Genomic DNA, 25,121 nt, shown 5'->3' with positions numbered 1-25,121 from the left:
TTAAAAATAAATATGGTTGTTCTACAATGTCTATAGATGGTATCGCTGGTACTCAAACATGGACAGCTATATATGCTATTCAAGATGGAATTAATCCCCATACCTATATTCCATAGTGATTAATCTTAAATCTGTTAGAATCATGACCATCTGTTTTACGTATGGTCATGATTTACTCTTTTCCAATTACATAATTCTCTAAAAGTCGCTCTTGTTTCCAATCATTTACTCTGTAAAACTTTTTTCTATGTTTTTGAGTAAATATTATATGGTATTAATAATTCTATTTATTATGTGATAAACTAATAAATAGAATTATTAACGCTAATAACCATTAGTAATTTTTAATTTGTTGTTAACAGATCATAAGTTTATTTTATCACTGAAAGTTATTTTTGTGGGCCGCATTGCTAAAGTTTTATTAAATCCATGGTCTAATCAGGACTTTTTATACACAAAAAATGTTTAAACTATTCAATTACCACTTGTTTAGCTAAGTAATAGTTAAGTTTAGCAATGCGTAAATCATCTCTCTTACATATTGTATCAGATGTTTATAACTTTTGTTTTTCGTAAAATTATTTTAACCATAATAATTACTTACTTGGCATAAAAGATTGTTGGAACCATTCTTTCACCAAGTGGATTTATTGGATTATTTATTACTTTTCCCTTATAATAGAGTGTTGTTGAAGAACCACCATCAAGGTTTGCGGCATTAACTGCTCCATAATCTAGCATTATATTCTGAACATCTTTTAAAGTTGCACCAGTTAAACCTCTGATAAACGTTCCATCAATTACTAAGAATATTACTGTACCATCTTTTCTTTGCCCTATAGCTGTTCTTGATGTTGAACCCCATCCACCATCGCCTTTTTTAATCATAGGCTCTCCGTTAATAATAAGTGCAGGTCTAAAACTAACTCCTTCTTTTATTCCAGCATTTTTTATTTCATCTAATGTGTATTTACCAACAAGCAATTTACCATCATCGGTAAATCCTATAAGATCTATTTTACCATCTGTACTGTATGCATTATCATATAAAATTTTCCCATTATGAATAATAATGCCGCCTGGTATTCCACCACTGCCTGTCCATGCTCCATTTACATATCCGATAAAACCGCCTGCATTAATTGCAACTACAGCATTATTTTCTTTAGCAATCGTACTTACTGTTTCACCTTCTTTAGGCAATTTGCTTGATATACCAACTTGTATCCTTGTTGGATCATGTATTAATATTACTTTGCCTTTAAATCTATTGCTTGATATGTCGTATACTTCAATTGTGTTATCATGAGAATTTGCAAAATTTAATATATTTTTATTGCTACTTCCTGTAGCGATATTATTAGAATTTTTCATGATTTCATCTATTTTACTCTGAGGCAAGAATAATGTAACTATATATTTATGACTAAAAGTTGTCATTGCAGATGTAACTAAAGTATTTCTTATATTTGCGAATGGTCCATAAAATATCAATACAGGAATAACAATAATTGATAATATGAATTCAAAAACCAAATATACAATAATTCTTTTCGTCAAAATCATATTTCTCATAAATAACTCTCATTCCTTTCATTTATAAACAGCATTTATTTTTACTTTAAGTTTTTCGGGTGTTTCATGCCGTACATGGTGGTTATCCATAGTATCCTCTGTAATATATTAACATAAATAATATTCGGGTATCAATAGAATTTAAAAAATTTTCAAAAAATATGTTGACTTTATAGGTAAACCTCATTATATTAAATAACATAGTATTGCTTATTATTTACTAAAAGTATTGTAATGTATTGTAAAAAATCACATTTTAGCTTAATATATATATGTAATTATATATAGTGTCGTTTTAAACATTTATTTGTCTATAATTATTAATAACAAAAGTTATATTGATTGGGATGGTAGTTATGATTCAGTTAACTGATGCGGAGATTAAAAGCAGGTGCGAAAATGATAGCGTCTATAGAAAAGGCCTTGAGTATTACTTGTCAGGTAGGATACACAATTTTACGTATAACAAAGACGGTACTGTATTTCAAGCTTTTGTAATGGGTACATCGTTGTACAGGGTGCTGATACAAAAGTATCATGGTGAATTGTACACAAGCTGTACATGCCCTGCAAAGGCAAGATACGGCGGCGATTGCAAACATATTTCGGCAGTTTTAATGTATATAAAAAATAATCAAGCTGAGATAGAGGACAATCTAAGAAATAAAGTTGCCTATGATTTATTTGAAGAATTTCAAAAAAGAGAATACATACCTGACGAATTAAAGCAGCCTGTCAACATAGAGGTTACATTAGAATCTTATCAATTTAATACATCTTTAAGCCTTAGAATGGGCATTGACAAATTGTACGTAGTTAAAAGCATAAAGAAGTTTTTTGACGATATTGATGAAGGAATGGTCGTTGAATTTGGTAAAGGATTTTCATTTGATCCAAGCGTAAATACTTTTAAAGAAGAAGATATGAAGCTTATAAGGTTTTTGAGGGAGATATATGAGATTGACAAAATCAATACTGAAAATTCTTATTACAGAGTTGACTCGGTTATTTCTGGAAAGTGTGTAAGGCTTACGCCATCGAATTTAGAAAAATTTATTGAAATTATGAAGGATAGTCACTTTAATTTAGTTTTGGATGGAAAAACTTATTATGATATAGACGTGGTTTTTGATGATCTTCCTATTAGCTTCAAACTTGAGAAAGCAAATAACGACAAAAACATTAGACTTACCGTTGAGGGAATTGAAAAAGTAAAGGCGTTAGACAGCAGAGGTAATTTTTTTGTGTATGATGGGAAAATATACAAGGTTTCTGATAAGCAGCGTTTTGCTTTAGCGCCATTTTACAATGTGTACATTACCAATAGCACAAATAGTGTTGTATTTACTGAGAAGGATAAACAGAAGTTTGCAGAAGTAATACTTCCGAATATAGATAAAGCAGGAAGCGTCGTGATTGATGACGATGTAAAATCAGAATTTTATAACGAACCACTTAAGACGAAAATCTACCTTGACAGAGAAGGAGAAAGAATAACTGCTGATATAAATTTTACTTATGGTGAGTATAACATAAATCTGTACGATGATGGAAAGACGAAGATTATGCATGACTGCATTTTAATTAGGGACGAAGCTGCAGAAAAACGCATATTGGATATCTTTGAAAAGTGTGAATTTAAGGTAAAAGATAAATCGGTTTACTTAGATGATGAAGACTCCATATTTAACTTCGTATCAAATTATTTGCCAGTGCTTCAAAAATACGCTGATGTGTACTATTCTGAATCATTTAAAAGGATGAAATTCTACAAAAGATCGTATAGCAGCAGCATTAGGATTCAAGACGATGATTTATTGGAATTTAGCTTTTCTATTGACGATATAGATAGAGATCTTATTCCAAAGATATTTGATTCGATAAAAATGAAGAAGAAATTTTTCAAGCTGCCTGATGGTTCTTTTCTGCCTATTGATGATGAATTGGTGAAAATAGCAAATTTCGTCGATTCATTGGACTTAAGTAGCAAAGATTTAAAGAAAGAAATCGTAAAGATTCCAAAATACAAAGCCCTTTATATTGATGAAAAACTTGAAAGTGATCGATTAAAGATTGATAAAGATGAAAAATTAGATAGTTTAGTCAAAGCCATAAAAAATCCAATGGAGACTGAATTTGAAGTGCCTAAGAAGTTAAATGGTGTCCTGAGAAAATATCAGGAAGTGGGGTTTAAATGGCTTAAAACATTGTCATCGTATGGTTTTGGTGGAATACTGGCAGATGACATGGGATTAGGAAAGACGATACAGACTATAGCATTTTTGCTGGATGAAAAAGAAAAGCATAAAGAACCTGCAATAGTCATCTGTCCGACAACTCTTATCTATAATTGGGAAAGTGAAATACAAAGGTTTGCACCGACTCTTAAGACTTTAGTGGTATCTGGCAGTAAAAGCGAAAGAGGAAGTCTTATTAAAAGCATAGAGGAATCTGACGTCGTCATAACTTCATATCCGTTGATCAGAAGGGACATAGAAAGCTATGAAAATATTGAATTTAGCTATTGTATTTTGGATGAAGCGCAGCATATAAAAAATCCAAAGTCTCAGAATGCAGAATCTGTCAAAAGGATAAAAGCCAAAGGATATTTTGCGCTTACTGGTACGCCCATAGAAAATTCTTTGACTGAATTGTGGTCTATATTTGACTTCTTAATGCCTGGATACCTTTTGTCTCATAGAAAATTTGCGGAGAAGTATGAGAAGCCAATTGTAAGATACAAAAATGAAGAGGCGCTTAATGACTTAAGCAAGCATATAAGGCCATTTATACTGCGAAGGTTAAAAAAGGATGTTTTGAGGGAGTTACCAAATAAGATAGAAACCACATCATTTGCTGAACTTACGAAAGAGCAAAAGGAGCTTTACATGGCGTATCTGGAGAATGCAAAGACTGAAATAGAGGAAGAGATACGAAGTAAAGGCTTTGAAAGGAGCCAGATAAAGATAATAACTGCTTTAACGAGGTTAAGGCAGATATGCTGCCATCCATCAATGTTTGTAGAAAATTACAAAGGCACCAGCGGCAAGATGGAGCTTTTGATGGAACTGATTCAAGAATTGAAAGAAAGCGGACACAGGGCCCTGATTTTTTCCCAATTTACAACAGCGCTTAAGCTTATAGAAGACAACTTAAAAAGAGAAAAAATTTCATACTTGTATTTAGACGGAGATACAAAAACGAAAGAGAGAGGGGAATTAGTCAAAGCCTTCAATGAAGGTGACTCGGATGTCTTTTTGATTTCGTTAAAAGCAGGTGGAACTGGACTAAACTTAGTAGGCGCAGACACTGTCATACACTTTGACCCGTGGTGGAATCCAGCTATAGAAGATCAGGCGACAGATAGAGCCCACAGGATTGGGCAGGTGAATACAGTACAAGTCATAAAGCTTATAACGCAAGGTACAATTGAAGAAAAAATTGTAAAGCTGCAAGAGAGAAAAAAAGAGATGATAAATTCTGTTATAAATCCAGGTGAGACATTTATAACTAAGTTGAGTGAAGAAGAAGTAAAAGAGCTTTTTGCAATGTAATTGAATTTGCAATTGCCGGCCAAGGCAGTTGCTTTTTTTATGTTACAAGATTGTAATAGAAAATTAAGGAATAATTAATAAAATTTATAATTTTAAATTTTATAATAGAGGTGAGGCATGGGAGGTTAAGAGCATAACATTTGAAAATGATAAAAATAATTTTTATGATGTGGAATATTTTTAGAAAAATTTAGCTTTTATATAAGTAGAAGGGGAAATGCAGAAAATGGAGGTGAGGAAAAGAATTATGAAATATTCCCCTTAAATATGAGGGAGGATTGGATTTAAATGAAAAGGTTAGTATCGCTCATTTTATGCTTATCTCTAGCTTTATCTGTGACAATCGCTTATGCAGATCTTTCTACTAATGAACAATCAATAGGTGAAGTATCAGCTGAGTCAAAAAAACTTTCTGATCAAAAAATAGTTGAAACGGCAAAGCGGTTAGAAGTGTTAAACAAAAAAGTTTCTAATGGACAAGTAAATCCTATGAGTGATCCACAAATACCACCAAGCAAAATATTAAGTACTTCCGGATATATTGCACAACCTGATAATAGTACATGTGGACCTACTTCTGCTCATAATCTGCTCTTAAACTGGGGTAAAAATATATCTATAGATACACTAAAGAAAGATTTGGGATACAATGGGCAAACTCCTTTTGGAGATGCATGGAAAACGACGCTTAATAATTATACAAATTCAACTTATTATGTAATTACTTGGAGCCCTAGTCAGACAACAATTTGGAATGCTTTCGTTGGGGACACAATTGATGGACACCCATTTATATTAGATACACATATGTCGTCTGAAAATGGTTATCTTGAAGGTTATTCTGGATCAACATGGTGGCATTATGTAACAGGAATTGGATATAGTGGCTATAATTTAAATTCAGATAATAGTAAATATGGAGTATACTTTGATCCATATGATGGACGTGTGGGTACTTTTGGCCAGCATTCTTTGGAACTACCTAAATGGGTGAAATTAGTATCAGAAAGAGGAATAGTTTGGTGATTTCATGGTATTCCTTAAGTGTTTACTTAGGGAATACCATAATCTATATTGATAAAAGTCACTTTGTCTGGGAGGCTATTATGAATAAAGTGAAACTATGTTTATTAATTATCGTAATCTTAATAATTGGTGGCTGTAGTATTAAAAGTACAAATACAGACTTAAGCAATGAGAATATAATTATTGATAAAACAAATGGTAATATACTTGATGAGTTAGAGGCTAAAAAGACCTCATCGATTGAAAATGCACATCCAATAGCTGTGCTTGATGATGGCAGAAAAGTGTTTTTGCAGGTTAATCCTGAAGTAGACAACAGCATTTTTATCACTTCAATTGATGGCTCAATAATGTTTAAAATTAATGCTGGAATTTCTAAAAATATTTATGATGCAAAAGTAATGGGAAATTGGATCGTGTATGTTGAATCCAGCAACGATATGACAAAAAGCGATTGGGCTTTGTATGCCAAAAATATAGATGACAATCGTCGCATAGAAATTGATAAAGGAAATGTTGTAAATGCAAAAGTAAGAACGCCTACTTTGTTAGGAGCGCTGATATCTGCATCTAACGACAAAATTGTATGGACAGCTTTTGAAAAAGATGAGAAATCTGTTAATGCAATTGTCAAATTATACGATATTGAAAACAATACTTATAAAATTATTGATAGATTAAATGTTGAAGATGGAGAATTCGGGCAGCCAGGATTAGATGGGGATTGGCTTGTATATGATATTGGGAAGATCGATATGAAAGCACTGGCAAGAAATGGGAAATTGGTTCTTGTAAATCTTAAAAATAACGAAAAAAGAATATTAGATGAAGGATTAAGAGTTAGTGGTGCATCAATTAAATTTCCATATGTAGTATGGAATTCAGGCGATTCTATTCTAAAATTATACAATATAAAGACAAAAGAAGAAAAAACTATTGTAAATTGGGGTATGACAGGCGTTTGGAATAGCTCACTTAATGATAAATTTATTTCATGGAATACTAACGGTGATGGTTTATACATTTACTCTATAGAAAATGGAGAGACATTGAAGTTAAAAGATTCAGGTATTACAAGCGGTGGTAATATTTCAGGCAATATACTGTGGTGGTACGTCAAAGGAGAAAAGTGCAAATCAGAGTGGATTATTTTAGATTAAATAAATTGCTAAATGCTTTTTAAGCATATTGGAGTGATATTTATGATATTAAAAAAATGGATAATAACCATGTTACTTATTTTGGCTCTCACAGGATGTTCAAATATAAAAAAACAAGGAGATGTGGTTGGGGGAATATCTGATAATGAAGCTTTGAAAGTGGCTAAAGAAAAAGCGGAAATTACTAAAGTAAAATCAGAAGAACTTAAAAATTTAGAAGTTGATCTGGACAAATTTTTTGATGATCCAAAACTTATGGAAAAATCTCCTTGCTCCGTTTACTGGATAATAAAGGGTATTGACAAAGAAGGAAAGTCCTTAACTGTATATGTAAATTATAAAAAAACCCGACATTTATTATGTTAAAAATGAAAGATAGTCTTTATCAAATTTATCATGGCATTTGCGTTTGCCATGTTTTTTTTATGTTACAAGATTGTAATAGAAAATTAAGGAATAATTAATAAAATTTATAATTTTTAATTTTATAATAGAGGTGAAACATGGGAGGTTAAGAGCATGGGAGAGAGCGATGTAGAATTTGCATTCATTAAGTTTATTGAAAAGTCTATTAATTATGAAACAGTAAAAGCAATAAAAAAATATAATAACATTAAAAAGAAAGAGCTTTTGACATTAGACTTAGCAGATTACAATGGCAATATCGAAAATGATGGGAAAATTATTGACAGTACGATATACGATAATGTGTTAATTGAAGATGAAATAATAGATAGATTAATGATTTCAAAATGTAAGGAACTACTGGAAATAGAAGAATTTAATGTTGTAACGCTAAATATAATACAAGATATACCACAAAAAGAGGTAGCTAAAATGTTAAATAAATCACAATCATCTATAAGCAAGATTAAGAAAAAAGCCCTTAAGAAAATAAAAAAGTTTATGGAGGGTTCTTGAAAGTATGAGCAAAGATAAAAGCCTTTTTGAAATTATTTTAAAGGCTAAAGAAGGGGATAAAGATGCTATACAAGAGATAATATTGCGATTTCAGCCTCTTATAAAGAAAAACATGAGGAATGTTGATATGGACATAAAAGATGATATAAGTCAGGATATTGTTGAGGTAATAATAAAAGCGATCAAGAAATTTGATATAAAATGAAGCATAACATTCGAAAATGATAAAATTAATTTTATGATGTGGAATATTTTTAGAAAAATTTGGCTTTTATATATGTAGAAGGGGAAATACGGGAAATGGAGGTGAGAAAAAATGAAGCTATGACAATCTTTGTTGGGCTACTAGTACTTCTATGATAATTTCATATTTTAAAGGTGACACAACAGATCGTACAATTGAAATTGCAAAAGATAAGTATGGTACGAACTTTAATCAACCAGGATATACAACTGATGCAGAATACTACGTAAAGAAATACACCAGTAAAGCAGGTTCTATACAATATAATTCATTGTCGTATACAGCGGTGCAATATCAAATAAATCACGGAGGACCTATCTATACGAGAATACAGTGGACTTCCGGAGGAGGACACGCTATGGTTATTAAAGGTTATGATACCAGCACAAACTATGTTATTTATAACGATCCTTGGGATGGATATGGGCACGGCGCAACTTACTCATATTATGTAAGTAACAGTAGCTGGTATTGGACAGATTCTCTATTTTGGGAATAGTATGAATGATGAGGTGAATTATTTTGAAAAGGGTTCTTACTTTCGTTGTGATTGTCATGCTGATATTAATATCAACTTTTCCGGCTTTTGCAGCTACTCCAATAAATACTCTGGTTCAACAACAATTAGATTTAGCTAAAGAAAAAGATCAAGTAGAACGTGCAATTAGCGATAGCCAGTCAAATCCTAAAAAATTTTTAGTCGATAACAAACATGAGCTGGGACGTAAAGAGTTAATGGATGTAAGTAATCCTGACGATTTAATATACGGGAAAGCATATAAAGTATATATTGCTAATAAAGAAGTTGTTCAAGATCTAATAGAAGGGAAAAATATTTCTAATGCTCTGTTAAATGCACCTTATGAGTGGGAAGTGCCTGTAAAATTTAATAATAAAAGTGTAGCATCAATTACGGTATCTTTTTTGGACAATAGATGGAATGTTGGTGAAATTGGCGGCTATCTTTCGCCTGATTCCATTGATTTTGTAAGTAACCCTGATGGTATAACTTCATATCTTGATGACAATAATTTAAAAGAGGCAAAAACATTTATCCATTTCAGAGTACCTTCGTTGCATTCCGATTTTCTTTATATTGAAGCAAATAGTGGGGAATATTTTATCCCTATTATTCACGGCGAAGGTAAAAGTGAACTTTATGGCCTTAAAAACAAAAAATATATACAAAAAATGAGATAATTTCCGCTGTTGGTCCTACTCTTAAAGCCGGTTTGAATGATACAGGAATGACAACAGGCCGTCCGTTGCTTAATGGGAAATATCTTGGCAATCAAGTATACTATTTAATTGCGTTGACAATTTTTATTGCTTTTATAACAATTTTTTACTTTGTTAAATCAAAACGAAAATACAGTTATAAAGCGAATCTAAGGTGAAATATTAAAATTCTATGTTAGACACAATCAAAAATAGTTGGTGTCTTTTATTTTTTATTTTGCATATGCAATCAGGATGTAGGTATTTATCTGGCAAGTTTGGTGAATTAGTAAATTTTTTGTAAAAAATTTTTATGCTAACTATGTTACAAGATTGTAATAGAAAATTAAGGAATAATTAATAAAATTTATAATTTTTAATTTTATAATAGAGGTGGGCCATGGGGAGTTAAGAGCATAATATGCAAAAATGGTAAAAATAATTTTTATGATGTGGAATATTTTTAGAAAAATTTAGCTTTTATATATATAGAAGGGGTAATACAGAAAATAGAGGTGATTGGTAATGGTATTATTTAAAAAAATTGTTTTGTGTTTTTTGATATTTATTGCCTTTATCGTGGTAGGATGTTCATCTAAAAGCAATAATAGTGTCATTAAAGAAAAGGGAAATAATTCAATAGCGCAAAAGTACTTTAATATGCTGACTAAGGAAGATAAAATTAAAATTTCAAAGGCGTCTCCGGAAGAAATAATAAATATCTATTATAATAGCATAAATGATAAGAATTATAATCTCGCCGTTGTTTGTGCTTCCAATTTTTTAAATAATGCAGCAAATAAATCATCTGAAGATATCAGTTATGTGTATAATGAACATATAGAATATTTGAAAAATATAAAGAAAATTGACATCAAATCAATAGAAGTATATCCAGATACGATAAAAAAGAATGACAGCGAAAGTATAGGAAAATCTTCTAAGCTTTACTGCGTTTATTATATGCAAAAATCGAATGATATTAAAAAATTTCCTGAGGAAGGGTACTTCACCAGATTTATTACAGTTTCTAAATCGCCTTTATATGGTGGCTGGTGTATAAGTTATATTGCTTCATCACCATAAATTTTTTTAAGAAAAGCTATATACGGGAGGTAGATAATGTGATTAAATTGTTTAAAGCTTCATTAGCTTTTATATTTTTGCTACTTATATCTGTTGTATTCTCTGGCTGTTCTGACACAATGAAAAATAATACTGAAGTGCCATTTGTTGTTTTAAATAATGATGCTGGAAGCTTTAAGGCGGATATATATTACTGGAATGTGATAAATAATAAAATAAAAGAAACAAATGAAAACTTATATAAAATTCCACAAAAGATGATAGCAAATAAAGAATCGTATACGATATTTCCTATAGCTTGGGATGGGCATAATCATGTGGTTTTGCCTTCTTATTTAGAAGCATCGGACAAATTCAATGACTTTGTAGAAAAAGCAGATTTTTATTTTCAACCAAAGACGATATGGGGACAAGAAGTAAAGTTGGTAAAAAGCGATGAAGAAAATAGGTATAAGTTAACATTAACAGTTGACGGTAAGACTGAGGAGAATGAAATAACGATTCCTCTTCATACTTTTAAAGGAGATGATGGTAAAGAGTATGAAGCAACAAAATGCGGAACAGTAACATCGGTAGTTAAGACAAGTTATGGTGCAGCTATGCTCTATCCTTGTTTCACATTAGGTGGCGGAAAATTATTTATTTTAAAATATGATAACGCATCAGAAAGCATTAAATGGCAAGAGGTTGGACCTATTAAAGGTATAGAGTTATCACCAAGCTTTCCACCATTGGCTAATCGTACAGCTACTATCGGAGAAAATTTTATCGTAAGAACGCAGACTAATCCTATAGAAGTGTATACCGAAAAAGTAGGTTATAAGATAATAAATAACATATCTGATTTTCGTAAGAAATACGCACCTGAAACATTAAATAGTGAATTTCCTGAATATATAGATATCTTAGGAAGCTATAATGATATTTTGTTTTTAAGTATACCAGTGCATAAAAATGAAGGGACAGAATTGTATGTATTTGCTGTGAAGGATGATAAACTTATAGGGATTATGCACAGAACGATAAATGATATTGAAATAATTGATACGGCAGGAAATGTTGCATCAAAATATAATATGCCTAAAGCGAAAACTTTAATCGGCGAAGATGATGTCTATTTTCCAAATGTGAACGGCATGGATTGATGATAGATAAATTTATAATTCCTAATTTTATAATAGAGGTGAAACATGGGAGGTTAAGAGCATAATATGCAAAATGATAAAAATAATTTTTATGATGTGGAATATTTTTAGAATAATTTAGCTTTTATATAAGTAGAAGGGGAAATACGGAAATTGGAGGTGAGGAAAAGGATTATGAAATATTCCCCTTAAATATGAGGGAGGGAGAGTTTTTATGAAGCATCAAACAAGATTAACAGCAGTACTGCTTATAACGGCGTTTTTAATAGGTATAGTGATTACAGGGTTTACTTCAATACCGAAAGCAAGCGCAAAAGAATCGGTTAGTCTGAGCAATACAACAAATTTTGATGACCCTATTGCAGTAATTAAAGGGATGATTCAAGCAATTAACGATCAGGATCCTTATGAGTATATGAACTATTTTACCAATTCTAATCGCACAGCCATGACACAATTTCTTTCAAGTAATAAATCAGAATCATTCTTTAAAGAGAAAGAGGCTAAGTTGATTCAAATTAAAGAGCTTCCAAAGGAAGTAGGTGTAGTAGCTGCAGGTATTTCATCTGGAGAAAACTTAAATTTGGATGATACACGTGTTTTTTATGCCGAAATTAACTTCAAAGTGGATAAAGAAGATAAATGGCTATATAATGGTACAAACCATCGTGTTATTGTTGTCACAAAAGAAGATGGAATCTGGAAAATAGTAAGGCTATCAGTCCCATCTATAGAATACTTAAAAGATACTGGCAATGGATTTAATTCAGATGACGAAAATATTGCTGCTAAAATCGAAAGTACTCTTGATAAAAAAGGGCAAATAATGAACATGAAAGGTGCGGTTATTGATAATATTGCTGCAAGTGAAAAATAGTCTTTTTTACTACTACTTTTTCCGGCTTCTTATGACTAAAGCAAGTCCCAATAAGATTATCATGATTGAGATTATCAAGTTTGGATTTAGCCATACAATGGAAAATTGGTTGTACAAAATGGACACATAGCTTAATATTACAGCAGCGGTAATTACCATGACTAAGCCCATCAGTACAAAATCCCTGCTTACGATGTAAAGCTGAAAAAGACCTATTGCAACAGATAGAATGTATAGAGGCCATGTGTATTCAGAGTAAATCCAGTTTGTGAAGATGTCAAAGTAAAAAATGATGCCCATTGATGTAAGTATTCCGCCTGGAACTAAGATTTCAGGATTTTTTCTTTGCTTTAAGTAACTTACTTCCATCATGATTCCTGGTATCAATATGAAAAGAGGCCATATATTAGACATATCCAATGTTATTCCGTATCTTGATAGTAAGCCCAGGTTATCATTTAGATAGATAAGCCCTAACAATATAAGTACGATTCCGATTATTTTCTTTCCCATGATTAAACCTCCCGAAAAGTTTTGGCTTTCATTTATATTTTACTATAAATGGATGAAAATTTAACTATATTTTTGCAAAAAAATACTTGAAAAAATTTCAGAAGGTGATATAATAATAAAAACAACGAATAAATATAAAAAATAAATACTATTTATACATATTTCACATTATTTTTTTAATGTTTAATGCATAAATATAAATCAAAATTAATATATATAAAATATTGAAGGTGGGATCTCAATGGTGAAGGTCGGCATATTAGGAGCTACAGGCTATACAGGCGTAGAGCTCATTAGAATCTTATCAAATCACGAAGATGTCCAGATAAAATACTTATCATCTCAAAATTTCAATGGTAAAAAAATTGAAGATGTGTATCACTCTTTAAAAGGATTTTGTAAAGTAGAGCTTCAGGAACTGAATATTGACGATATTGTTGAAAGCTGTGATGTGGTATTTACAGCACTTCCATCTGGATATGCAATGAATATGGCTGAAAAATTATGCAAAAGTGGAGTAAAGCTAATTGACCTTGGTGCGGATTTTAGATTTGATGATTTCAAAACTTACAAGGAGTGGTATGGGGTAAGTAGCGATGTTTACGGCAGCGTAAGCAGAGTTTATGGGCTTCCAGAGATTCATAGGCAGGAGATTAAAAACGCGATGGTTGTAGGAAATCCAGGATGCTATCCTACATCTGCAATTCTCGGCTTGGCGCCAGCTTTAAAAAGTGGAATAATAGAAAATCATATAATAATAGATTCCAAATCCGGCGTATCTGGCGCAGGCCACAGTCCAAAGCAGGGAAATATGTATGCAGAGTGCAATGAAAGCATAAAGCCTTACAACGTGGCAAAGCACAGACACATACCAGAAATAGAGCAAGAGCTTTCAAAGTTAAATCACGAAGATGCAAAAGTCGTTTTTACACCACATTTGACGCCTATGACAAGAGGAATATTAAGCACTATGTACTGCCGATTGAAAAAAGATATTTCGATAGAAAGCATTCACGAGATTTACAGTGAGTTCTATAAAGATGAATATTTTGTGAAAGTATTGGATATCGGTGAATATCCATCTACAAAAAGCGTATATGGTTCAAACTTTTGCCATATCGGATTAGAAATTGATGGACATTCTAATACATTGATAATCATGTCTGTCATTGATAATTTGGTGAAAGGTGCATCTGGGCAGGCTGTCCAAAACATGAATATAATGTTTGGCATCAATGAAGCTAAAGGATTAAAGATGGTGCCAGTTTTTCCATAATGATAAGCTTAAGGAGGATATGATAATGGAGGATTTTGAGGTGATTGAAGGAAATGTCACATCTCCTAAAGGATTTTTAGCCTCAGGTGTGTTTGCAGGCATAAAGAAAGCGAAAAAGGATTTTGCCATGATATACTCTGAGAAAAAGGCCAATGCTGCTGCAGTATTTACTACAAATAAGGTGAAAGCGGCTCCAGTGATTTTAGACATGGAGAAAATAAAAAATGGTGAAGCGCAGGCAATAGTCGTAAATAGTGGCAATGCCAATGCGTGCACAGGACAGAAAGGATATGAAGATGCTTCATCTACGGCTAATATGGCGGCCAAGTATCTAAATATAGATAGCAGCGATGTGCTTGTCTGCTCAACAGGTGTTATCGGTGTGACACTTCCTATGGACAAAATTGCCAAAGGAATAGAATTGGCTTCTCAAGGACTGTCGAAGGATGGCGGAAAAGAGGCTGCAGAAGCGATTCTTACCACAGATACATTTACAAAAGAAGTTGCCGTAAAGTTGAACATAAAAGGCTATGAAGTTTATATAGGTGGTATTGCTAAAGGGTCTGGCATGATTTCTCCAAATATGGCTACAATGCTGTCTTTTATCACGACAGATGCAGACATATCGAAAAAGGCTTTAGATAAGGCATTGAAAGAGACTGTAAAGAGGTCCTACAACATGATATCTGTCGATGGAGATATGAGCACAAATGATACTGCCATAATGCTGGCTAACGGTATGGCAGGCAATCCTACGATAGAGGAAGATACACATGAGTATGAGATTTTTTACAACGCCCTTTTATATGTAAATAAGCATTTGGCAAAGCAAATAGCCAAAGATGGCGAAGGTGCTACTAAGTTCATGGAGGTAAGTGTAGTCAATGCACCTACGGAAGATGATGCGATTTTAGCTTCTAAGTCTATTGTCAATTCAAATTTGGTTAAGACGGCTATATTTGGAGAAGACGCCAATTGGGGGAGAATCATTGCAGCTTTGGGTTATTCAGGAGCTAATTTTTCGCAAGACGCCGTTGATATATATTTGAAAAGCAACAAGGGAATTATAAAAGTTTGTGAAAATGGCGGTTATGTTCCTTTTAGCGAAGACAAAGCGAAAGAGATATTAAGTGAAAAAGAGATTTCGATAGTAGTTGATTTAAATGCCGGAAAACATGAAGCTTTAGCGTGGGGCTGTGATTTAAGCTACGATTATGTAAAAATAAACGGGAGCTACAGAACATGATAAAGAGGCAAAAATACGGCGATGAAATCGCAAAAGCTAAAATATTAATAGAGGCCCTACCTTATATTAAAAAGTTTTCCGGTGCTACTGTTGTGATAAAGTACGGTGGCAATGCCATGATAGATTCCGATATAAAGAAGATGGTAATGCAGGATATAGTTTTGCTAAAATACGTTGGGCTAAATCCAGTTGTCGTACATGGAGGCGGCCCAGACATAAACAAGATGCTTGAAAGCCTCAATATTGAGTCAAAATTTATAAACGGTTTGAGAGTTACAGATGAAAAGACAATGGAAGTAGTTGAGATGGTCCTTACAGGCAAGATAAATAAAGAGATAGTTTCAATGCTAAACGAGATAGGCGGTAAAGCTATAGGGATAAGCGGAAAAGATGGGAAGCTTCTTGTAGCCCAGAAAGATACTGCAAATGGAGATATTGGCTATGTTGGAAAGATTGAAGAAGTCAATATTGATGTGATAAAGATGATGCTTGATAAAGGATTTATACCAGTTATCGCTCCATGTGCTGTAGGCAAAGATGGGAAGACTTACAATGTAAATGCTGATACAGCAGCAGGTAGAATAGCAGAAGCTTTAAAAGCCGAGAAATTCATACTTTTAACAGATGTGGAAGGCATACTGTCGGATGTGAATGATAAAAGTAGCGTTATATCGAGAATTGATTTAGATGCGGCTAAAGAGCTTATGACGACAGGAAAGATTACAGGTGGCATGATACCTAAATTAAGATGCTGCATTCAAGCAGTAGAAAATGGTGTTAAAAGGGCACACATAATCGATGGAAGATTGACACATTCGCTTCTCTTAGAAATATTCACTGACGAAGGGATTGGAACTATGATAGGAAAGGAGTGCTTTGACGATGACAATCTCTGATGACAAAAAGTATGTGATGAATACTTACGGACGCTATCCCATTACACTATCAAAAGGCAACGGCACAAAAGTTTGGGATACAGATGGAAATATGTATCTCGATTTTGTGGCAGGCATCGCTGTAAACGCATTTGGTCACTGTTATCCACCAATAGTAGATGCCATCAAGAGTCAAGCGGAGACTTTGATACACTGTTCAAATCTTTACTGGAATGAAAATCAGATTGAACTGGCTAAACTTATTGCGGAAAACTCGTTTGGCGATAAAGTGTTTTTTGCCAACAGCGGTGCAGAAGCCAATGAGGGAGCAATTAAGCTTGCAAGAAAATACGCATCGATTAAATACGGTGACAAAAGGTATAAAATCATCAGCGCGAAAAATTCATTTCATGGAAGGACATTTGGTGCTCTTACAGCAACAGGTCAGATGAAATACCATGAAGGTTTTGGACCGCTATTGGAGGGATTTAAGTACGTAAAGTACAACGACATTGACGATATTTACAGTGCTTTAGATGATGATGTATGCGCAATCATGATAGAAATCATACAAGGGGAAGGCGGCATACATGAGGGGAGTCTTGAGTATTTAAAAAAGGTTAGGGAAGTATGCGATGAAAATGACATTCTATTGATTGTAGATGAAGTCCAGACAGGCATTGGACGGACAGGAAAGCTTTTTGCATATGAGCACATTGGCATAGAACCAGACATTATGACATTGGCGAAGGCATTGGGTGGCGGTGTGCCAATAGGTGCGATTGTGGCAAAAGAAAATGTGGCAGTATTTAAACCTGGCGATCACGCATCAACGTTTGGGGGAAACCCTCTTGCATGTGCTGCTGGAATTGCAGTCATGAAGGAGATTACAAAAGAAGGTTTTCTTGATGATGTGGTAAAAAAAGGAGAGTATTTTAAGGAAAAGCTTAATGGATTAAAAGATAGATATAAAATCATAAAAGAGGTAAGAGGAAAAGGTCTTATGATAGGATGCGAAGTTGATTTGGATGATGCAGGTGAGATAGTGCTAAAAGCCTTGGAAAAAGGACTTCTCATAAACTGTGTAAACCATAATGTTTTGCGGTTTGTACCGCCACTTATCGTTAATAAAGATGAAATTGATACTGCTACGATAATTCTTGACGATGTATTACATGAAATGGGGTTTTAAGATGAAAGGGTACTTGAAGCTGGAAGATGGCAGCATTTTTGAAGGCAATATTATAAGCAAGAATTTTCAAGGTTTTGGGGAAGTTGTCTTTAATACAGGCATGACAGGATATCAGGAAATCATCACTGATCCATCTTATGCGGGGCAGATCGTTGTCATGACATATCCGCTTATTGGAAATTACGGCATCAATAAGTACGACTTTCAATCAGAAAAGCCATATATTAGAGGGTATGTTGTAAGGGAGTACTGCGATATCCCCAGCAATTTTCTCTCAGACTCTTCATTGATTGACTACCTTGACAGAAATAACATACCGGTTTTGGTAGGTGTTGATACGAGGGAATTGACTAAAAAATTGAGATCAAATGGTACCATGAGAGGCATCATAACTGACGATGCCAATGCTTTAGTGCCTGATATCAAAGTGGATTTGCTTAAAGAAGTATCCACAAAAAAGCCGTATCACATACAAGGGGAAGGGCCAAAATTGGCGTTTATAGATCTTGGTACCAAAAAGAATATTTTAAACATGCTGAGAAATGTAGGATTTGATATATACGTGTTTCCTTACGATGTTTGCGCAGAAGATGTAATGGCGATTGAGCCTGAAGCCGTATTCTTTTCAAATGGTCCAGGGGATCCAAAAGATGCAACTTCTGCCATAGAGCTGGCAAAGTTTTTTATAGGCAAGATACCAGTTTTAGGTATATGCTTAGGACATCAAATAATCGCTCTTGCCATGGGTTGCAATACCATAAAGATGAAATTTGGTCACAGAGGCTCAAACCAGCCTGTGAAGGACTTGATGATAGGAAAGTCATTTGTAACATCTCAAAACCATGGATACGCTGTAGAAGAAAGCTCTATAAATAGCGATGAAATAGTGATCACTCATGTAAACTTAAATGATAATACGGTGGAAGGAATAAAACATAAATACCTGCCGGTATTTTCCGTCCAATATCACCCAGAAGCGTGTCCTGGACCACATGATTCGATGTACATTTTTGATAAATTCATGGATATAACTTGTGTTTATAGGAGGAGGTCTTATCTTGCCGAAATATGAAGGAGTGAATAAAGTGCTTGTTATAGGCTCAGGGCCTATCGTAATAGGTCAAGCTGCAGAGTTTGACTATTCCGGAACACAAGCATGCAAATCATTGAAAGAAGAAGGATTAAAAGTTATCTTAGTGAATAACAATCCTGCTACAATAATGACAGATACAGAGATCGCCGATGTGGTGTATATAGAAAACCCAGAAGTCGATGTACTGGAAGCCATCATAGACAAAGAAAGGCCAGATGGGATATTAGGGACAATCGGTGGTCAGACAGGGCTTAATGTAGTTGTAAAACTTAAAGAAAGTGGAATAATCGATAAGTACAATCTAAAGGTATTGGGAACTTCTATTGAATCAATAAAAACGGCTGAAGACAGGGAATTGTTTAAAAAGAAGATGGAAGAAATAGGAGAACCTATAGCAGAAAGCACCACTGTAAATAATGTAGATGATGCGATTAAATTTGCAGAAAAGTGTGGCTATCCACTTATAGTCAGGCCTGCCTTTACATTAGGTGGAACTGGCGGCGGCATAGCAAACAATGTAGATGAGCTTAAGGTTATAGTTGACTTAGGCTTAAAGAAAAGCATGGCACATGAGGTGTTGATAGAAAAGTCTCTTTATGGCTATAAAGAGATAGAATACGAAGTCATGAGGGACAGCAACGACAATTGCATAACAATATGCAATATGGAAAACTTTGATCCTGTTGGCGTCCACACAGGTGACAGCATCGTCGTAGCACCGTCACAGACATTGACAGATTACGAGTATCAGATGTTGAGGACTGCCAGTTTGAAAATCATAAAGGCATTGAAGATTGAAGGCGGTTGCAATGTTCAGTTTGCTCTGGACCCTAATAGCCATCAGTATTACGTTATAGAGGTAAATCCGAGGGTTAGCCGCTCAAGTGCTTTAGCGTCAAAAGCTACAGGTTATCCTATAGCCAAGATAGCTGCTAAAATAGCTGTTGGCTTTACGCTTGATGAGATAAAAAATCCTGTCACAGGAAAGACTACAGCCTTGTTTGAGCCATCACTTGATTATGTGGTTACAAAGATTCCAAGGTGGCCATTTGACAAATTTTATGAGACAGACAGAAAGATTGGCACACAGATGAAGGCTACAGGAGAGACGATGGCAATAGACAGATGCTTTGAAGCATCACTCTTAAAGGCCGTAAGGTCTTTAGAGATAAAAGCCTATGGACTTACAAATGAGAGCATAAAAAAATTAAGCGATGAGGAGATCATCGATAACATTAAAAAGCCAAATGACATGAGGCTATTTTATATAGCTGAGGCACTTCGCCGCGGTGTCACTGTGAATCATATAAATGAAATATCCAAGATAGATAAGTGGTTTATAAATAAGCTCTTAGATATAGTAAAAATGGAAAAAGAGATATTTATAAACGACTTGGCAAAAGAGGTTTTAGAAAAAGCAAAGCGAATGGGCTTTTCAGATAGAGAAATTGCCAATATCAAAGGGATAGATGAGAAAGATGTCAGGGAATTAAGGAAAAGCTACGGAATAGTGCCAGCATATAAAATGGTGGACACATGTGCGGCAGAGTTTGAATCTGTTACGCAGTATATTTATTCAACGTACGGAGAATACGATGAAGTGCCTATTCATCACGACATAAAGAAAGTCATAGTTTTAGGCTCAGGACCTATTAGAATAGGGCAGGGCGTAGAATTTGATTATTGCTCAGTAAAAGCACTTTGGGCTCTTAAAAGCAAGGGAATCAAATCAATCATAATAAATAACAATCCTGAGACAGTAAGCACAGATTTTGATACAGGCGATAGGCTGTACTTTGAACCACTGACGCTGGAAGATGTATTGAATATCATCGAAAAGGAAAAACCTCTTGGCGTTTTGGTGATGTTTGGAGGTCAAACAGCTATAAACTTGGCACAAGGACTATCTGATAATGGTGTAAATATATTGGGCACTTCATTTGAAAGCATTGATGAAAGTGAAGACAGAGAAAAGTTTTCTAAGCTTCTTAAAAAGCTAAATATAAACCAGCCCAAAGGCGGATATGCGCTATCAGTAGGTGATGCAAAAGATGTAGCGCTGACAATAGGATTCCCTCTTTTAGTAAGACCTTCATACGTAATAGGTGGCCAGTCAATGGAAAAAGTAAATACACTTCAAGAGATAATAGATTATGTTTCAAATGCCATGAAGGTATCTCCAGGGAAGCCTGTCTTGATTGATAAGTACATTGAGGGAAGAGAAGTTGAAGTAGATGCCATATCCGACGGAATTGATGTATTGATTCCTGGGATAATGGAGCATATAGAAAGAGCGGGCGTACATTCTGGTGACAGTTTTTCCATGTACCCTGCGAGAAATTTATCTGATCATGAAATATCTACAATTGTAGAGTACACAAAGAAAATATCGTGTGCCTTAAAAGTAAAAGGGCTTATCAATATTCAATTTGTAGTTAAAGATGGCATCGTCTACGTCTTGGAGGTAAATCCAAGGGCTTCAAGGACAGTACCTGTAATAAGCAAGGCAACAGGAGTCCCTATGATAGACATAGCCGTAAAAATCGCATTAGGCGACACATTAAAGAGCTTAGGCTACGAAGATGTTTTATGGCCTAAGACGACACACACAATCGTAAAGGCACCTGTATTTTCAACAGAGAAACTTACCAATGTTGAAGTGATGTTGGGACCTGAGATGAAATCTACTGGAGAAATAATGGGCATAGATTTAAGCTACGAAGGAGCTCTTTACAAGGCTATGGCAGGAGCCAACTTAGATATACCTGCAAGTGGAAGGGTTTTAATTTCCATAGCCAGTGGAAGCATAAACGATGCAATGGGTACGGTAAAAAAGTATCATGATGCTGGATATGAGCTATTTGGCACATCCGGTACAGCCAGACATTTTAATTCTGCTGGAATCAGTGTGAAACATGTGAATATAAAAGATGCCATAAGGCTATTAAAAGAAGGGTATTTTTCATTAGTCATCAATATACCAAATCATGGCAAGAAAGTAGACAATGATGGATTTATACTGAGGAGAACTGCATGTGAATACAGAGTTCCGCTGTTTACATCCCTTGATACGGCAAAGGCAGCTCTCCAAGCGGTGCAGAAGGTGAAAATAAGCGGACTTAATTATCTGTCGTTAAATGAGTATCATGAGCTGCAGTCTAAAAACTTAAAGAAATCTGCTTTATAAAATTAACTTGGAAAGGAAGATTTATATGTTAAAAGGAGAAAAAGTGGTTTTGGCGTATTCAGGCGGTTTAGATACGTCTGTCATAATACCATGGCTTAAAGAAAATTACGAATGTGAGATAATAGCTGCGTGTATAGATGTAGGACAGGGAAGCGAGCTTAGCAGCATAAAAGAAAAGGCATTATTAAGCGGCGCCAGCAAGATATACGTTGAAGATGTAAAAGATGAATTTGTGGAGGATTATATTTTTCCTACATTAAAAGCAGGAGCTGTGTATGAAGGTAAGTATCTATTAGGTACTTCATTTGCAAGGCCCCTCATTGCTAAAAAGCTTGTGGAGATAGCTCACAAGGAAGGTGCAAAGGCGATAGTGCACGGCGCTACTGGAAAAGGAAATGACCAAGTAAGGTTTGAAGTGTCAATAAAGGCCCTTGATCCATCAATAGAGATAATAGCGCCGTGGAGGATATGGGACTTTAAGTCAAGGGAACAGGAAATAGATTATGCTAAGAAAAAAGGCATTCCTGTGCCTGTAACAAAGGAAAAGATATACAGTGTTGACAACAATTTATGGCACATAAGCCATGAAGGCGGTGATTTGGAAGATCCATGGAATGAGCCTAAAAACAGCTTGTACGATATGGTAGTTCCACCGGAGGATGCGCCAGATGAGCCAGAGTACGTCGTTTTAGAGTTTGAAAAGGGGATACCTGTAAAAGTAAATGGAAAGTCATACGCAAGTCCTTCGAAGATGATAGAAGAGCTTAATTTGATTGCCGGAAGAAATGGTATAGGCATAGCTGATATTGTAGAAAATAGGCTTGTAGGCATTAAGTCTCGCGGTGTATATGAAACACCTGCAGGAACGGTTCTTTACGCAGCCCACAAGGAATTGGAGTATTTGGTTTTGGACAAAGAAACCATGAGGTTTAAAGATTTAGTGGCGCAAAAGTACGCGGATCTTGTCTACAATGGATTGTGGTTTTCACCGCTTAGAGAGTCTTTAGATGCGTTTGTTGATGTGACACAGCAGAATGTGACTGGTACTGTAAGGCTTAAACTTTACAAAGGAAACTTGATAAATGCAGGCTCAAAGTCCCCATATTCACTATACAGTGAAGAATTTGCTACATTTGGCGAAGATGAAGTTTACAATCAAAAGGATGCAGAAGGGTTCATAAACTTATTCGGATTGCCGCTTAAAATAAAAGCGCTTATGGATATAAGCAGAAAGGAAGATTTTAATGAAGCTGTGGGGCGGTAGGTTTAAAGAAGATACAGACAAACTTATGGAGGATTTTAATTCCTCCATTTCTTTCGATATACGACTTTTCAAATACGATGTAGAAGGTTCCATAGCCCATGCAAAGGGTTTAAATAAAGCGGGTGTATTAAAGGACGATGAAACAAAGCTTATTGTAGATGGGCTAAATGAGATTTTAAAGGAAACCGATACGGGTTTTATACCCAATGATGAAGATGTACACACGTACGTTGAAAGGCTTTTGACTGAAAAAATAGGCGATGTTGGTAAAAAGCTTCATACTGGAAGAAGCCGCAATGATCAAGTAGCGACAGATGTGAGGCTTTATTTAAGAGATGCTATAAATGAAATTGAAAGCAGCATTGAAACTCTAATTGATACGCTTAAAAATAAGGCTTTTGAACACAAGAATGCGATCATGCCAGGTTATACCCATTTGCAAAGGGCTCAGCCTGTCACTTTTGGGCACCATATGATGGCGTATGTGGAGATGTTTAAAAGGGATTTATCAAGGCTTAATGATATGGCAAAAAGGGTAAATGTGATGCCATTAGGATCGGGTGCATTAGCAGGTACATCGTACAATATAGATAGAATGTACGTGGCAAAGCTTCTTGGGTTTGACGATATAACTAAAAATAGCCTCGATGCAGTTAGCGATAGGGATTTTGTGATAGAGTTTTTAAGCTTTTCTTCAATTATGATGATGCACTTAAGCCGCTTTTGCGAGGAAATAGTCCTTTGGTCCAGCAAAGAATTTGACTTTATAGAGTTAGATGATAGGTATTCTACAGGAAGCAGCATGATGCCTCAGAAGAAAAATCCAGATGCTGCAGAGCTTATACGGGGTAAGACAGGGCGAGTGTATGGGAATTTAATGACTTTGCTTACAGTCATGAAGGGACTTCCATTGGCATACAACAAAGATATGCAGGAGGACAAAGAAGCGCTTTTTGATGCAATAGACACTTTGAAAATGGCAATTGCGGTTTTTAATGGCATGGTAAAAACAATGAAGGTAAAAAGTGATAACATGGCAAGTGCAGCAAAATATGGCTATATGAATGCTACAGATTTTGCTGATTATCTTGTATCTAAGGGAATTCCATTTAGAAAAGCCCACGAGATAACCGGAAAAGTCGTGTTGTACGCCATAGATAAAAATTGTGCCATAGAAGAGCTATCAATTAAAGATTTAAAATCGTTTTGCGATGTGATAGATGTAGATGTTTATAAAGCAATTGATTTGAGGAACAGCATAAAAAATAAGAAAACTATAGGATCTCCGAAACTGTTTGATGAAGAATAGTACAGTTAGACGCAAAAAAAGAGATAGGATGTTTTTCCTATCTCTTAATCATTAAATAAAAGCTTGACTACATTTATTATGTCGTCGTCTACAACTCGATAGCAGATTTCAAGTCCGTTTCGCTTTCCCTCTATTATGCCGGCAGATTTTAGCTTTGATATGTGCTGCGACACTGTTGATTGAGGTAAGTTTAAGCATTCTTGTATTGTAGTCACGTTGCACTCTCCTGATAGAAGTCCTCTTACGATGCAAAGCCTGTACGGATGCGCTATGGCTTTTAATTTTTCTGCTATCGCTTCATACTTTTTAAAATCTTTTTCGATGTCTATAGCACTGTTTTTCAGCGGAAATCCCTCCAAA

Annotated in this window: 21 protein-coding genes and 1 pseudogene; 19 read left to right on the top strand and 3 right to left on the bottom strand. The window is 34.6% G+C overall.

Going from position 1 to position 25,121, the window contains the following annotated elements; translation table 11 throughout:
* Window positions 1-600: 600 nt before the first annotated feature.
* The gene (locus BVF91_RS05230; protein WP_085112423.1) at window positions 601-1,575 is read right to left on the bottom strand and encodes a phosphodiester glycosidase family protein; all 975 of its coding nucleotides are present in this window, start codon (window positions 1,573-1,575) and stop codon (window positions 601-603) included.
* Between the two features lie 356 nt (window positions 1,576-1,931).
* On the opposite strand from BVF91_RS05230, the gene BVF91_RS05225 reads away from it, so the two are divergent.
* From BVF91_RS05225 to BVF91_RS05175, 11 genes and pseudogenes are all read left to right on the top strand, one after another.
* Entirely contained in the window at window positions 1,932-5,129 is a 3,198-nt protein-coding gene (locus tag BVF91_RS05225) for a DEAD/DEAH box helicase (protein WP_085112422.1), read from the top strand.
* A gap of 288 nt (window positions 5,130-5,417) precedes the next feature.
* Window positions 5,418-6,155: a C39 family peptidase gene (locus BVF91_RS05220; protein WP_240495817.1), complete on the top strand. Its 738-nt coding sequence runs from the start codon at window positions 5,418-5,420 to the stop codon at window positions 6,153-6,155.
* 80 nt (window positions 6,156-6,235) lie between these two features.
* Complete coding sequence (locus BVF91_RS05215) at window positions 6,236-7,315, top strand: hypothetical protein (RefSeq protein ID WP_085112421.1); 1,080 nt, start codon at window positions 6,236-6,238, stop codon at window positions 7,313-7,315.
* 42 nt (window positions 7,316-7,357) lie between these two features.
* On the top strand, window positions 7,358-7,681 hold the full coding sequence (locus BVF91_RS05210; protein WP_240495816.1) for a hypothetical protein: 324 nt from the start codon (window positions 7,358-7,360) through the stop codon (window positions 7,679-7,681).
* A gap of 153 nt (window positions 7,682-7,834) precedes the next feature.
* Window positions 7,835-8,236, top strand: coding sequence for a sigma factor-like helix-turn-helix DNA-binding protein (locus BVF91_RS05205; protein ID WP_085112420.1), 402 nt, complete (start codon window positions 7,835-7,837; stop codon window positions 8,234-8,236).
* 4 nt (window positions 8,237-8,240) lie between these two features.
* The gene (locus tag BVF91_RS05200) at window positions 8,241-8,441 is read left to right on the top strand and encodes a helix-turn-helix domain-containing protein (RefSeq protein WP_085112419.1); all 201 of its coding nucleotides are present in this window, start codon (window positions 8,241-8,243) and stop codon (window positions 8,439-8,441) included.
* A 136-nt stretch (window positions 8,442-8,577) separates the two neighbouring features.
* Window positions 8,578-8,979: pseudogene (locus BVF91_RS05195) on the top strand (C39 family peptidase); the annotation flags it as partial.
* Between the two features lie 23 nt (window positions 8,980-9,002).
* Window positions 9,003-9,680, top strand: coding sequence for a hypothetical protein (locus BVF91_RS05190; protein WP_085112417.1), 678 nt, complete (start codon window positions 9,003-9,005; stop codon window positions 9,678-9,680).
* A 543-nt stretch (window positions 9,681-10,223) separates the two neighbouring features.
* Window positions 10,224-10,784, top strand: a complete 561-nt coding sequence (locus tag BVF91_RS05185; RefSeq protein WP_085112416.1) for a hypothetical protein — start codon at window positions 10,224-10,226, stop codon at window positions 10,782-10,784.
* Window positions 10,785-10,822: 38 nt separating this feature from the next.
* Window positions 10,823-11,929, top strand: a complete 1,107-nt coding sequence (locus BVF91_RS05180; RefSeq protein ID WP_085112415.1) for a hypothetical protein — start codon at window positions 10,823-10,825, stop codon at window positions 11,927-11,929.
* A 214-nt stretch (window positions 11,930-12,143) separates the two neighbouring features.
* The gene (locus tag BVF91_RS05175; protein WP_085112414.1) at window positions 12,144-12,806 is read left to right on the top strand and encodes a hypothetical protein; all 663 of its coding nucleotides are present in this window, start codon (window positions 12,144-12,146) and stop codon (window positions 12,804-12,806) included.
* A 12-nt stretch (window positions 12,807-12,818) separates the two neighbouring features.
* Here the strand turns inward: BVF91_RS05175 and BVF91_RS05170 are convergent, their stop codons facing one another.
* Window positions 12,819-13,319 carry a LiaF transmembrane domain-containing protein gene (locus BVF91_RS05170; protein WP_085112413.1) on the bottom strand — a complete coding sequence of 167 codons (501 nt, stop codon included), beginning with the start codon at window positions 13,317-13,319 and terminating at the stop codon, window positions 12,819-12,821.
* 241 nt (window positions 13,320-13,560) lie between these two features.
* On the opposite strand from BVF91_RS05170, the gene argC reads away from it, so the two are divergent.
* From argC to argH, 8 genes are read left to right on the top strand one after another with little or no spacing between them, the layout of a single operon-like run.
* Window positions 13,561-14,595, top strand: a complete 1,035-nt coding sequence (gene argC / locus BVF91_RS05165; RefSeq protein WP_085112412.1) for an N-acetyl-gamma-glutamyl-phosphate reductase — start codon at window positions 13,561-13,563, stop codon at window positions 14,593-14,595.
* 25 nt (window positions 14,596-14,620) lie between these two features.
* Complete coding sequence (argJ, locus tag BVF91_RS05160) at window positions 14,621-15,841, top strand: bifunctional ornithine acetyltransferase/N-acetylglutamate synthase (protein WP_085112411.1); 1,221 nt, start codon at window positions 14,621-14,623, stop codon at window positions 15,839-15,841.
* A complete protein-coding gene (gene argB / locus BVF91_RS05155; RefSeq protein ID WP_085112410.1) occupies window positions 15,838-16,737 on the top strand; it encodes an acetylglutamate kinase in 900 nt (299 codons plus the stop codon). The genes argJ and argB overlap by 4 nt, the downstream gene beginning before the upstream one ends.
* The gene (locus BVF91_RS05150) at window positions 16,724-17,908 is read left to right on the top strand and encodes an acetylornithine transaminase (RefSeq protein WP_085112409.1); all 1,185 of its coding nucleotides are present in this window, start codon (window positions 16,724-16,726) and stop codon (window positions 17,906-17,908) included. Before argB ends, BVF91_RS05150 begins: the two co-directional genes overlap by 14 nt.
* A gap of 1 nt (window position 17,909) precedes the next feature.
* Window positions 17,910-18,980: a glutamine-hydrolyzing carbamoyl-phosphate synthase small subunit gene (carA, locus tag BVF91_RS05145; RefSeq protein ID WP_085112408.1), complete on the top strand. Its 1,071-nt coding sequence runs from the start codon at window positions 17,910-17,912 to the stop codon at window positions 18,978-18,980.
* Complete coding sequence (gene carB / locus BVF91_RS05140) at window positions 18,967-22,188, top strand: carbamoyl-phosphate synthase large subunit (protein ID WP_085112407.1); 3,222 nt, start codon at window positions 18,967-18,969, stop codon at window positions 22,186-22,188. The genes carA and carB overlap by 14 nt, the downstream gene beginning before the upstream one ends.
* A gap of 25 nt (window positions 22,189-22,213) precedes the next feature.
* Entirely contained in the window at window positions 22,214-23,452 is a 1,239-nt protein-coding gene (locus BVF91_RS05135; protein WP_085112406.1) for an argininosuccinate synthase, read from the top strand.
* Window positions 23,433-24,761, top strand: coding sequence for an argininosuccinate lyase (gene argH / locus BVF91_RS05130; RefSeq protein ID WP_085112405.1), 1,329 nt, complete (start codon window positions 23,433-23,435; stop codon window positions 24,759-24,761). The genes BVF91_RS05135 and argH overlap by 20 nt, the downstream gene beginning before the upstream one ends.
* A 44-nt stretch (window positions 24,762-24,805) precedes the next feature.
* Here the strand turns inward: argH and BVF91_RS05125 are convergent, their stop codons facing one another.
* Window positions 24,806-25,120, bottom strand: a complete 315-nt coding sequence (locus BVF91_RS05125) for an ArsR/SmtB family transcription factor (RefSeq protein WP_085112404.1) — start codon at window positions 25,118-25,120, stop codon at window positions 24,806-24,808.
* Between the last annotated feature and the right edge of the window lies 1 nt (window position 25,121).

The sequence above is a fragment of the Thermoanaerobacterium sp. PSU-2 genome (assembly GCF_002102475.1).
GTDB lineage: Bacteria > Bacillota > Thermoanaerobacteria > Thermoanaerobacterales > Thermoanaerobacteraceae > Thermoanaerobacterium.
This window is presented reverse-complemented; position numbering and strand designations above follow the sequence as displayed.

Coding starts and splice junctions, on each gene's coding strand:
- BVF91_RS05230 (WP_085112423.1), bottom strand. CDS start 1,575: ATGAGAAATATGATTTTGACGAAAAGAATTATTGTATATTTGGTTTTT.
- BVF91_RS05225 (WP_085112422.1), top strand. CDS start 1,932: ATGATTCAGTTAACTGATGCGGAGATTAAAAGCAGGTGCGAAAATGAT.
- BVF91_RS05220 (WP_240495817.1), top strand. CDS start 5,418: ATGAAAAGGTTAGTATCGCTCATTTTATGCTTATCTCTAGCTTTATCT.
- BVF91_RS05215 (WP_085112421.1), top strand. CDS start 6,236: ATGAATAAAGTGAAACTATGTTTATTAATTATCGTAATCTTAATAATT.
- BVF91_RS05210 (WP_240495816.1), top strand. CDS start 7,358: ATGATATTAAAAAAATGGATAATAACCATGTTACTTATTTTGGCTCTC.
- BVF91_RS05205 (WP_085112420.1), top strand. CDS start 7,835: ATGGGAGAGAGCGATGTAGAATTTGCATTCATTAAGTTTATTGAAAAG.
- BVF91_RS05200 (WP_085112419.1), top strand. CDS start 8,241: ATGAGCAAAGATAAAAGCCTTTTTGAAATTATTTTAAAGGCTAAAGAA.
- BVF91_RS05185 (WP_085112416.1), top strand. CDS start 10,224: ATGGTATTATTTAAAAAAATTGTTTTGTGTTTTTTGATATTTATTGCC.
- BVF91_RS05175 (WP_085112414.1), top strand. CDS start 12,144: ATGAAGCATCAAACAAGATTAACAGCAGTACTGCTTATAACGGCGTTT.
- BVF91_RS05170 (WP_085112413.1), bottom strand. CDS start 13,319: ATGGGAAAGAAAATAATCGGAATCGTACTTATATTGTTAGGGCTTATC.
- argC (WP_085112412.1), top strand. CDS start 13,561: ATGGTGAAGGTCGGCATATTAGGAGCTACAGGCTATACAGGCGTAGAG.
- argJ (WP_085112411.1), top strand. CDS start 14,621: ATGGAGGATTTTGAGGTGATTGAAGGAAATGTCACATCTCCTAAAGGA.
- argB (WP_085112410.1), top strand. CDS start 15,838: ATGATAAAGAGGCAAAAATACGGCGATGAAATCGCAAAAGCTAAAATA.
- BVF91_RS05150 (WP_085112409.1), top strand. CDS start 16,724: ATGACAATCTCTGATGACAAAAAGTATGTGATGAATACTTACGGACGC.
- carA (WP_085112408.1), top strand. CDS start 17,910: ATGAAAGGGTACTTGAAGCTGGAAGATGGCAGCATTTTTGAAGGCAAT.
- BVF91_RS05135 (WP_085112406.1), top strand. CDS start 22,214: ATGTTAAAAGGAGAAAAAGTGGTTTTGGCGTATTCAGGCGGTTTAGAT.
- argH (WP_085112405.1), top strand. CDS start 23,433: ATGAAGCTGTGGGGCGGTAGGTTTAAAGAAGATACAGACAAACTTATG.